The following is a 10150-nucleotide window of genomic DNA, read 5'->3' as shown; positions in this document are numbered from 1 at the left end:
CTCGATAGCGCCAATTCATAGGGCTGATAATGAAATAAGGGATATTCAGGAACATGTACTTCATGATAGTGCACATTGGGACTCAATAAGGCCAATCGCACCGGTTGACTATAGGTAATAAAGTGTATTTCGTGCCCTCTTTTAGCTAATTCTAAGCCCAATTCGGTTGCTACTACACCACTCCCACCAAATGTTGGATAACAAACTATCGCAATTTTCATTCGTTTCAATTTTTATAAAATTACCTATTTTATTGATTGTACTCGATTCATTGTTTTATATTATTTTCTGAAAGTCGATTCATACAGGGCAATCCAATCCGACACCGAAATTTTTCTAACCAATTCACCAATCAAATCAAAGGGAATATTTTCGGGTTTTTTAATGCGCAAACAACTTTTTCCAATATCAAGTTTTTGCACCGAATGTTTGGGATATTCTGTCACAAACCAATCATATAATTCGGGTTTTGCATAAATTCCCATATGATAAATATTAATGCTGCTTTTTTGACTGGCAAATGCTAAGAAAGGCAAAGGTAATTCTGGCGAACAATGATACCCTGTTGGATAAATTGAATGCGGAACGACATATCCAATCATGCCATAACTAATACACTCCTGAAAACCATCGGGCAAATTATCCAAGATTACATTTCGTAATTTTTGCAAGGCCTCTTTTCGATCTTCTGGCGCTTCGCTAATGTATTGTGCTACTGTGGTTGCTTTTGAAGTCATGCTTATTGAATTATTGCTTCGTAAATCACTTTTTGTATATTTTCTCTAATATTCTCCTTCGACAATCGGTTAGCAGCGTTGGCGTCAGGATAGGTTCTATTCGATAAAAAAACATATACAATTTCTTGTTCAGGATCTGCCCAGGCCATGGTTCCAGTAAAACCGGTATGACCAAAACTTGTCAATGAAACACACCCACAAGTTGGACCTTCAGAGCCCAATTGCGGTTTATCAAATCCAACCCCTCTTCTATTTCCATCTTTACAAAAATAACAAGTATTGAATTTTTGGAGGGTTTCAGGGGTTATGAATTGCTTACCTCCATAACTCCCCTTTTGCAAATACATTTGCATTATTTTTGCAATATCTAAGGCATTGGAAAACAAACCGGCGTGTCCAGAAATTCCACCTTGCATAGCAGCAGCCATATCGTGCACGTAGCCATGAACCAGCTGGTATCTGAAATAATTATCAATTTCAGTTGGAATTACTTCGCTTTTATCCAATTGATGTAACGGGTTATATGTTAAGGAATTGGCACCTATATATGCATAGAAATTGTTTTTTGTCAAATATTCTAAAGTCTTTTCGTTCTGTTTTTCTAAATATTCTTTGAATAAAATAAATGGAAAATCACTGTACTTGTATTGTTTTTTTGGCAATAACTCACTATTTGCAATTGCTTTAATTAGGGAATCGTTATAATCGGTACGTAAATACAAATCTTCTGCCACTTTAATTTGATAATCAACTGTAGGCTGTGTTCTGTAATAATTAGCCGAAGGTCTGTTAAGACTGTCTAAAGTAGCTTTATAAAACGGAATCCAAGGTTGAAAACGGGCTTGATGCGTCAACATATCCAATAACGTTGCATCTTGCTTATTTGTCCCTTTAAAAACCGGGAGCATTGTCTTTAATTTGGTTTCCAATGTAAGATTTCCATTGTCAAATTCTTGCATAATATTTGGTAAAGTGGCAATAATTTTAGTTAAAGAAGCGATATCATAGACATCTGTATTTTTAACTGTTAATGACCCATCTTCATAGGTGTGGGTTCCAAATGCTTTTTGATATACCACTTTTCCTTTTCGGGCCACCACAATTTGCATACCTGGAGTCATTTTTTTATCAATTGCTCCTTTAGCAATTGCATCTATTTTCGCTAAAACTGTTGAACTCATTCCAACATTTTCGGGGACTTCAAATCCTAAACGTTGGATAGCTAAGGTTTCAATGCCTTCGTTAACTTTAAAATGTTCTTCAATTGAAACCGGTAATTTCCCTTTGGAACCAATAGCACCAAAAATCACTTGAGGCACTACAGATTGAGAAATCGCATTGTTTTGATACCCTACAATAATTGTTTCAATAGACTCAAAATTTTTGATGGTCAATAACGAATAGGGTTTCGTAAAGAACGACAAAATCACATCATTTTGTTGGGCAATTTGATTAATCCATAATAATTCTCGAAACGTTAAATTATGATTTCTCCATGCGCCATCTGATTTGTGATAGCCAATAATTACTTTTGAATACTCTTGTAACTCGACCAATACCGAATCTAAATCCTTTGATGCAATTTCAGTAACATTTGCATAGCTTTTCAATTTAGTCAAAAACACCTCTGAATTATCATTACCTAACTTTACATAGGCAATTTTTTCTTTATCCAATTGGGCCAATGGAATTGATTTGGTGTCATTTTTAATTACTGTAACTGCATTTTCATACAATTGATAATTTAAAGCTTCATAGTCAACTGCATTCAAATCTGTATATAAATTATCCATGAGAATGGGTTGGTAATTGTTTAGATTTGCCTTGAATTTATAAGCCAATATTTTTTTAACAGAATACGCCAAACGATCTTCTGTTAGTCTTCCATCTGTAGTAGCTTCTTTGAATTTTTGAATAGCTACAGGAACGTTTTCAGCAAAAAGCAAAACATCATTTCCGGCTAAAAAAGCTTCTAAATCAATATCGCCAGGTTTCTTAAAATTACTGGCACCTTTCATATTTAAGGCATCGGTAAATATTAATCCTTGAAATTGCAGTTCGTTTTTTAATATATTGGTAACTACATTATACGAAATAGAAGTAGGATAATTTTCTCTGGGCTCAATACTGGGTACATTCAAATGCGCGACCATAACACTAGCCAAACCATTTTTTATCAACTCTTTGTATGGATAAAGTTCTACTTGATCAAGACGAGCTTTATCAAAAGAAACAGAGGGCAACGTATGATGGGAGTCGGTTGACGTATCTCCATGTCCAGGAAAATGCTTGGCTGTTGCAAAAACCCCTTCGTCTTGCAAGCCTTTCATTAATGCCAATGCTCTAATGGAAACAGTCTCTTTTGTTTCACCAAAAGAACGGTTTCCAATAATTGGATTTTTAGGATTGGTATTGATGTCGACAACAGGAGCAAAATTAAAATGAATTCCCAATCGTTTCGATTGTTTAGCCATTTGATTACCAGCTTTTTCGATAAGTTTTACATCTTGAACGGCTCCCAATGTCATGTTCCACGGATAACGATAGGTAGAATCGAGACGCATGCTCAAGCCCCATTCTGCATCTATTCCAATAAACAAAGGTACTTTTGATTGGGCTTGATAACGATTGGTAAGTTTGGCTTGACGAACAGGTCCTCCTTGAAAAAAGATCAATCCTCCAATTTTATATTCGGCAACCAATTTTTCGATGGCTTTATGATGGGCTTCATCTTTATTTGAATAGGCGGCCACCATAAATAATTGTCCCACTTTTTCCTCATAAGAAAGTTGGTTATAAACACTATCCACCCAAACTTCTTGTGGAAGAGTAGATTTTTTTTGTCCAAATGATATGATAGAAAAAAATAAAAAAACGAGCAAATAACGCATGTAATCAATGATTTGTATAATAAAAAAATCATCATTACTAAAAACGAATGATGATTTTCAAATATAGTTTAAATATTCGTTTTAGAAAAATCTATTGTGCCAACTTTCACTTGCAGGCACTTCCCAAAATTGTTCCCATTCTCCAATGGTATTTACCAAATTATTAAATACTATTGTATTCGAAGAAACAGCTTTTTCTTTGGCTAATTTTTTAAAATCTAGCAGTGTCTTAAATGTTACATGCTCTCCCATTTTAAATGTTACATTCATTTTATCCAACAAATCAACACCATATTGTTGTTCTAAATTTTGAATGAATTGTACAGAAGCATCAATAGAACAACCAGTTGCTGCTTGCACTTCTTGATTTACCGCGATAATGATGAACCGATTATAACGGGTCACGAAAGAAGCTTCAAGTTGGTGTCCGTGTGCCGCCCAATTCTCTATAAAAAGTTTTAAATTTTCTTCAATTGCTGTAATTTCTTCATCGGAAAACTTTCTATTGGATTGATAAATCCAAACTTTAGCTTCTTCTGGGAGTGTATCAAAGGGTACGTACATAATTATAGATCTTGTGCGTTGGCAATTAATTCTGCAATGTCATATATTTTTACATCAGACTCTTTCTCTTTGTGCTTGATACCATCGGTTAACATGGTATTACAAAACGGACATCCTGCAGCAATAATTTCTGGTTTGGTTTCTAGAGCATCTTCTGTTCGTTCAATATTGATATCTTTGGTACCTTTTTCGGGTTCTTTAAACATTTGTGCCCCACCTGCACCGCAACACAATCCGTTGGCACGAGAACGTTTCATCTCAACAAGTTCTGCATCTAATTTTTGAATCAAATCGCGAGGTGCTTCATATATATTATTAGCTCTTCCCAAATAACAAGGATCATGAAAAGTGATGCGTTTTCCTTTAAATTGACCGCCTTCAATAGCTATTCTACCTTCGTTCAATAACAATTTAATAAATTCGGTATGGTGCATTACTTCATAGTTTCCACCCAATTCAGGATATTCATTTTTTAACGTATTAAAACAGTGCGGACATGCTGTAACAATGCGTTTTACCTCGTAAGCATTCATTACTTCAATATTTGTTACCGCTTGCATTTGAAATAAAAATTCATTTCCTGCTCGCTTTGCCGGATCGCCAGTACAACTCTCCTCAGTTCCTAAAACGGCAAATGAAACATTTGCTCGATTTAATATTTTTACAAAAGCTTTCGTGATTTTTTTTGCTCTATCATCAAAACTTCCTGCACATCCTACCCAAAACAAGACCTCTGGCTGCTTGCCTTGAGCCATCATTTCGGCCATTGTTGGTACGCTTAAATTCTCTGACATTGTAGAATAGATTTAATAGTTAAATGCGTTTGTACGGATAACGTATACCCTATATATTTATTATTATTGTTGTTCGTCATCAAATACTTGAATAGTAACTTCTTTGTCGACTAAGTCAGTGAATTTTCCATTATATCGAGTAGCTTTCACTAAGTGGTTGTCGATCCAATGGTAATTTCCCCCTCTGGGTTTCCCCATTAGCATGCCGTGGTACTTGAATCCGTGTTTTTGAAGCCAAGCTTCTGTAACAGCACGATGATCTTCGGTTCTAGAGGTAAAAAAGAAGATAATATGTCCTTCTTCATACCACTTATTTAAGGTTACTAATGCGTCAGGATAGACGGCAGCAGTTACCATTCGTTCTGGCTCTTCATTTGGAATATCGTCGCAAATTGTTCCGTCAATATCGATTAAATAATTTTTAATTCCTTCTGGCAATACCGGACTCAATAGTTCTCCATTTACAGATAATGCCTGTAATTTTCCTTCAATTTCTTCTTGATTCATTATAATAGTTGTTGTGTTTATGCTTCGTTAGACCAATTCAATCGATCCATTTGATTGTATTGCCATGGGGCACCATTATTCTCAATATTGGTCATAACTGTATTTAATTCTGTTGGAGCCGCACTTTGTTCCATAACTAAATAACGACGCATATCGATAATAATTGATAGCGGACTAATGCTAATAGGACATTCCTCTACACAAGCATTACAAGAAGTACATGCCCACAATTCTTCTGCAGTGATATAATCGTTTAATAATGATTTTCCGTCAGGTATAAATATTCCTTTATTCGCATCCATATTTTTGCCCACTTCTTCCAATCGGTCGCGAGTGTCCATCATTATTTTTCGAGGAGATAATTTTTTACCGGTTTGATTGGCTGGACAGGAAGACGTACAACGCCCACACTCAGTACAGCTGTACGCATTTAATAATTGTACCCAATTCAAGTCTTGAACATCAGAAGCTCCAAATTTTGCCGGAACTGCCTCGGAACCAGAGGGAGCTGCAAACGGATCAGCATTTGGATCCATCATTAATTTAACTTCATTCGTAACACTTTCTAAATTATCCAGTTTTCCTTTCGCATTCAAATCGGCATAAAACGTGTTTGGGAAAGCCAATAAAATATGGAGGTGTTTTGAAAAATATAAATAGTTTAAGAAAATTAAAATCCCAATAATATGCAACCACCAAGAAGCACGTTCAATTACAACCACTATTCCTTCACTCATTCCATTGAAAAAAGGTGCAATGAATTGAGAAATAGGAAAACTCCCTACTTTGTCATAATGTCCAATACCTAGTTGTTGCAAATGCAAATCGGCTGAATTCATGATTAAAAATAACGACATCAGAACCACTTCAAAATACAAAATATAATTGGCATCATTTTTTGGTGCACCATTCAAATCTGAATTCGCGAAACGGGCTAATTTTATAACATTTCTTCGCATCCAAAATACAAATACAGCTACCAATACTAATACTGCCAATATTTCAAAGGATGCAATTAATACATTATAAAAACCACCCATGAACGACAATGCTCTATGAGTACCAAAAAGTCCATCAATAATAATTTCAATCACTTCTATATTAATGATGACAAATCCGGCATAAACAATAATATGCAAGAATCCTGCAACTGGACGTTTTACCATTTTTGATTGACCAAAAGCGATCATCATCATGTTTTTCCATCGTTCTGAAGAATTGTCCTTGCGATTGATATCGTGTCCCAAATTGATATTTCGAATCAGTTTTTTTACGTTGATAGTAAAATAACCTGCACCAACTGCTAGAAGTATAGCAAATAAAATATTATCTAAAAAACTCATAAAACTATAGGTTTATTTTTTAATAGTATCGTTTATCGGAGTCATATAAGGTTTATTCTTTTTTCCAAAAAGAGAAACATTTACATAACGTGTAGGATGTAAGCGAACATCTTGTAACAACAACTCTAATTCTTTAGATGTTTTAGAGAAATTAGTATAAAGCGTTTCATCTTTAATCAATTTACCCATCGTTCCTTTACCCTGCTCCAATGCGGTCATTATTTTATCAACTTCGGCCAACGTCTTTTCTAAATTTTTAACTGTTTGTCCCAAATTAGCTTTTGCCAACGAATCGGAAATAACCGCAAAATTACTCGCTGTTTTATCAAAATTGGAAACAATGCTGTTAAGATTGGTTTTATTAACCGCAATCAATTCGTTGATGTTTTTTGATGCAACACTAAATTCAGCCAATGTTGTGTCGAGTGATGCGATACTGTTTTTAAGATTCTGACGTGTTTTTGTATCTAAAACATCATTAACATTGGTAAATAATACATCGGCATTTTCCAACAATTCTTGTATTTTTGCCTGTAGAGGTTCTAATTGTTGCGCCAATGCATCTGTTAATCCTAATTTACTTGATGCTTGAAGATAATCTCCAGAAACGGTGTAATTTTTATCCGATAAATTAGGTTTAATAGCAATTTGTCTACCGCCAACTATGCCCGAATCATAAATTTCTGCAATGCTGGATTTCGAAATAGGAAAGTCAGTAGTTATGTGTAATTCAACCAATAGCTTACCATCAGGGTTAATGGTTATCGAATTAACTTTACCAATAGTTAAACCGTTAAGGGTTACAGGAGCTGAGGTTGCTAATCCAGCTACATTTTCATACACCACATATAATTTGTTACTGGCATCAAATAAGTTTTTTCCCTTCAAAAAATTATATCCCCATAGGAACATAAATATTGACATAATAACTAATACCGCTGTTTTAATTTCTCTTGATATTTTCAAAATAGAATATTTTAAACAAAATTAATCTTTTATTTTATTTTAGTTGCCTCCGAAACGCTTATTTTTTTACCATCTTTATAGGCTACCACAAATGCCGATTCAAAACCTTTTTTCTTAGCTTCTTCTAACTTTTTTTCAATGACATCATATTTTTTCTCTTGGGCAAAATAATACTTAAATAATTTTCCTGCAGGTTCTTTAAAAATAGGATACAATCCTTTAAAATCAACTGCTGTTGGATCTAAATCACTCGGACTAGCCGAAATTTGTACCTTAAAAACAATTCCCTTAGTGCTGTGCGCAACGGGCTTTAGTACTTGCTTAACTAACGGTTTCTCTTTGACTTCTGGCGTTTCAACTTTTTTATCAGCAACAACTACAGGGGTTGCTTTAGAAGGTTTGTTTGATGCAAAGAACTCTTTTTTATAATTTATGATCGAACCAGCAATAGCTTCAGCTAGTTTGTTTTGACCTACCGTTGAATTTAAAAATGCCCCTTCTTGTTTGTTTGAAATAAATCCCATTTCAATCAATACCCTTGGCATCGTGATTTGACGCAATACTAAAAAACCAGCTTGCTTAACGCCTCTATTTTTATTGCTCGTTTTTTTTGTAAAAAACTGTTGTACCTTATCTGCCAATTCAATACTTTGATCCAAATATTCTTCTTGTAAAATATTGATACCAATTACAGATTCAGGAGATTTAGGATCGTACCCGTCGTATTTTATTTTATAATCAGCTTCTAAGGAAACTACTTCATTTTCATGCTTGGCTACAGCCAAATTTGCTGCATTTCGGGTGATACCCATTACATAGGTTTCGTTACCTGCAGCTCCTTCATTTTTATTAGCATTACAATGCATGGAAACAAATATGCTCCCTTTCGATTTATTCGCAATGTTAGCGCGTTGCTGCAATTCTACAAAAACATCAGATTTTCGAGTATATACTACTTCTATTTGAGGATCTTTTTCTAAAATTTCACCCACTTTTAAAGCAGTCTTTAAGGCAATGTTTTTTTCAATAGATCCGTGATAAACCGCTCCGAAATCTTTTCCTCCATGACCTGCATCAAGAATAACTTTAAATTTTAAAGCTTGAGCCCAACCAAACAATCCCTGGGAAATTACAAAAATAAGTAGGATCTTTCGTATCATATTATTTCAATTATTTAGTGTCAAATGTTACTATATAAGCCGATTTATATCCTTTGCTTTTTGCTTCTGCCAAACGCTTTCTACAGGCTTCAAAATCGGTTTCAAGCCCATAAAAATATTTATATTTATTATTATCATAGGTTACTGAAATTTGATCTAAACCCTTAAAATTAGAAGGAATCAAATCAATTTTTTTGTTTCCAACTTCCAATTGCACTTTGTAGTGTGTACCTTTAACTGTAGGTCCTTTTTCATTTCCAATTGGTGCTGATTCAGGTTCTGCAGGTACCGAATCGGTATGATTTTCCGAAGAAAAAACTACTTCGGATGGATTAAAAAATGTGTTTTTATAGGCAATAATTGAATTAAATAGCGATTGAGCCATTTCATCTTTACCAGCTTCCGAACTTATATACAATCCTTCTTCTGGGTGGGAAACAAAACCTAGTTCGACCAAAACACCTGGCATAACGGTAGCATCTAAAACCCAAATAGGCTGTTGTTTTACCCCTCTTGAAAAACGATTGGTCATTTGAAAATTCTTTTCGATTTCAGAGGCCAATTCAATACTCTGTCCTAAAAACTCTTCTTGTAAAATTTTCAATCCCAACAAGGTCTCTGGATTGTTTGGATCAAATCCTTTGTATTTTTGGTTGTAATCGTCTTCTAAAAAGATTACACCATTTTCCTTTTTAGCAATATCTAAATTTGTATCGGTACGCGACATACCCATTACAAACGTTTCGGTACCTTTGGCTACTGGACTTTTTACTCCATTACAATGAACCGAAACAAATAGATTGGCCTTTGCTTTGTTTGCTATTTGTGCTCGTTCTCTTAGTTCAATGAAAACATCTGTTTTACGAGTATAAATAACTTTAACTCCAGATTGTTGTTCCAACATTTTCCCAAGACGTAAAACTACATCTAAAACAATATCTTTTTCACGAATTGTTCCCCGCATTGTTCCTGGATCTTTACCCCCGTGACCGGCGTCTAACACAACCTTAAACAATGAAGATTGCTGGGCAAAAGTTATACTTGTACTAATAAAAACAAGTGAAAGAAGAAGGTATTTCATTGTGTTATTTACTGCCATGGTATAAATTAAACGGTTTATAAGTTATAATTTTATTAAAACATTATTTTTGCGAAAAAATATATGTAAGTTTGACCCTTCAAAAAGTA

The 10150-nt window shown here is 34.5% G+C and carries 10 protein-coding genes; all 10 read right to left on the bottom strand.

Features of this window, described 5'->3' with window-relative positions; genetic code table 11:
• Positions 1 to 221, bottom strand: a 221-nt coding sequence (locus ACIQ6Z_RS03810; protein ID WP_396209608.1) for a glycosyltransferase, incomplete at its 3' end; no start/stop codon positions are given.
• Between the two features lie 60 nt (positions 222 to 281).
• On the bottom strand, positions 282 to 737 hold the full coding sequence (locus ACIQ6Z_RS03805; RefSeq protein WP_396209607.1) for a DUF1801 domain-containing protein: 456 nt from the start codon (positions 735 to 737) through the stop codon (positions 282 to 284).
• 2 nt (positions 738 to 739) lie between these two features.
• A complete protein-coding gene (locus ACIQ6Z_RS03800; RefSeq protein WP_396209606.1) occupies positions 740 to 3628 on the bottom strand; it encodes a glycoside hydrolase family 3 N-terminal domain-containing protein in 2889 nt (962 codons plus the stop codon).
• Between the two features lie 81 nt (positions 3629 to 3709).
• Positions 3710 to 4192: an ABC transporter ATPase gene (locus tag ACIQ6Z_RS03795; RefSeq protein ID WP_396209605.1), complete on the bottom strand. Its 483-nt coding sequence runs from the start codon at positions 4190 to 4192 to the stop codon at positions 3710 to 3712.
• 2 nt (positions 4193 to 4194) lie between these two features.
• Entirely contained in the window at positions 4195 to 4986 is a 792-nt protein-coding gene (locus tag ACIQ6Z_RS03790; protein ID WP_396209604.1) for a (Fe-S)-binding protein, read from the bottom strand.
• A gap of 63 nt (positions 4987 to 5049) precedes the next feature.
• Positions 5050 to 5493 carry a phosphoheptose isomerase gene (locus ACIQ6Z_RS03785; protein WP_396209603.1) on the bottom strand — a complete coding sequence of 148 codons (444 nt, stop codon included), beginning with the start codon at positions 5491 to 5493 and terminating at the stop codon, positions 5050 to 5052.
• Between the two features lie 17 nt (positions 5494 to 5510).
• On the bottom strand, positions 5511 to 6836 hold the full coding sequence (locus tag ACIQ6Z_RS03780; RefSeq protein WP_396209602.1) for a 4Fe-4S dicluster domain-containing protein: 1326 nt from the start codon (positions 6834 to 6836) through the stop codon (positions 5511 to 5513).
• 12 nt (positions 6837 to 6848) lie between these two features.
• The gene (locus tag ACIQ6Z_RS03775; protein WP_396209601.1) at positions 6849 to 7802 is read right to left on the bottom strand and encodes an MlaD family protein; all 954 of its coding nucleotides are present in this window, start codon (positions 7800 to 7802) and stop codon (positions 6849 to 6851) included.
• Positions 7803 to 7831: 29 nt separating this feature from the next.
• Positions 7832 to 8962, bottom strand: coding sequence for an N-acetylmuramoyl-L-alanine amidase (locus ACIQ6Z_RS03770; RefSeq protein ID WP_396209600.1), 1131 nt, complete (start codon positions 8960 to 8962; stop codon positions 7832 to 7834).
• 10 nt (positions 8963 to 8972) lie between these two features.
• Positions 8973 to 10061 (bottom strand): N-acetylmuramoyl-L-alanine amidase, encoded by a 1089-nt coding sequence (locus ACIQ6Z_RS03765; protein WP_396209599.1) that lies wholly within the window; start codon positions 10059 to 10061, stop codon positions 8973 to 8975.
• Between the last annotated feature and the right edge of the window lie 89 nt (positions 10062 to 10150).

The organism is Flavobacterium sp. (assembly GCF_044376915.1).
GTDB lineage: Bacteria > Bacteroidota > Bacteroidia > Flavobacteriales > Flavobacteriaceae > Flavobacterium.
Note: the sequence above shows the minus strand (reverse complement) of the source record. Positions and strands in the feature narration are given on the sequence as shown.

Bases quoted from the DNA above. Each gene is read 5' to 3' on its own strand.
- ACIQ6Z_RS03805 (WP_396209607.1), bottom strand. From the start codon at position 737: ATGACTTCAAAAGCAACCACAGTAGCACAATACATTAGCGAAGCGCCA.
- ACIQ6Z_RS03790 (WP_396209604.1), bottom strand. From the start codon at position 4,986: ATGTCAGAGAATTTAAGCGTACCAACAATGGCCGAAATGATGGCTCAA.
- ACIQ6Z_RS03780 (WP_396209602.1), bottom strand. From the start codon at position 6,836: ATGAGTTTTTTAGATAATATTTTATTTGCTATACTTCTAGCAGTTGGT.
- ACIQ6Z_RS03785 (WP_396209603.1), bottom strand. From the start codon at position 5,493: ATGAATCAAGAAGAAATTGAAGGAAAATTACAGGCATTATCTGTAAAT.
- ACIQ6Z_RS03765 (WP_396209599.1), bottom strand. From the start codon at position 10,061: ATGGCAGTAAATAACACAATGAAATACCTTCTTCTTTCACTTGTTTTT.
- ACIQ6Z_RS03795 (WP_396209605.1), bottom strand. From the start codon at position 4,192: ATGTACGTACCCTTTGATACACTCCCAGAAGAAGCTAAAGTTTGGATT.
- ACIQ6Z_RS03770 (WP_396209600.1), bottom strand. From the start codon at position 8,962: ATGATACGAAAGATCCTACTTATTTTTGTAATTTCCCAGGGATTGTTT.
- ACIQ6Z_RS03800 (WP_396209606.1), bottom strand. From the start codon at position 3,628: ATGCGTTATTTGCTCGTTTTTTTATTTTTTTCTATCATATCATTTGGA.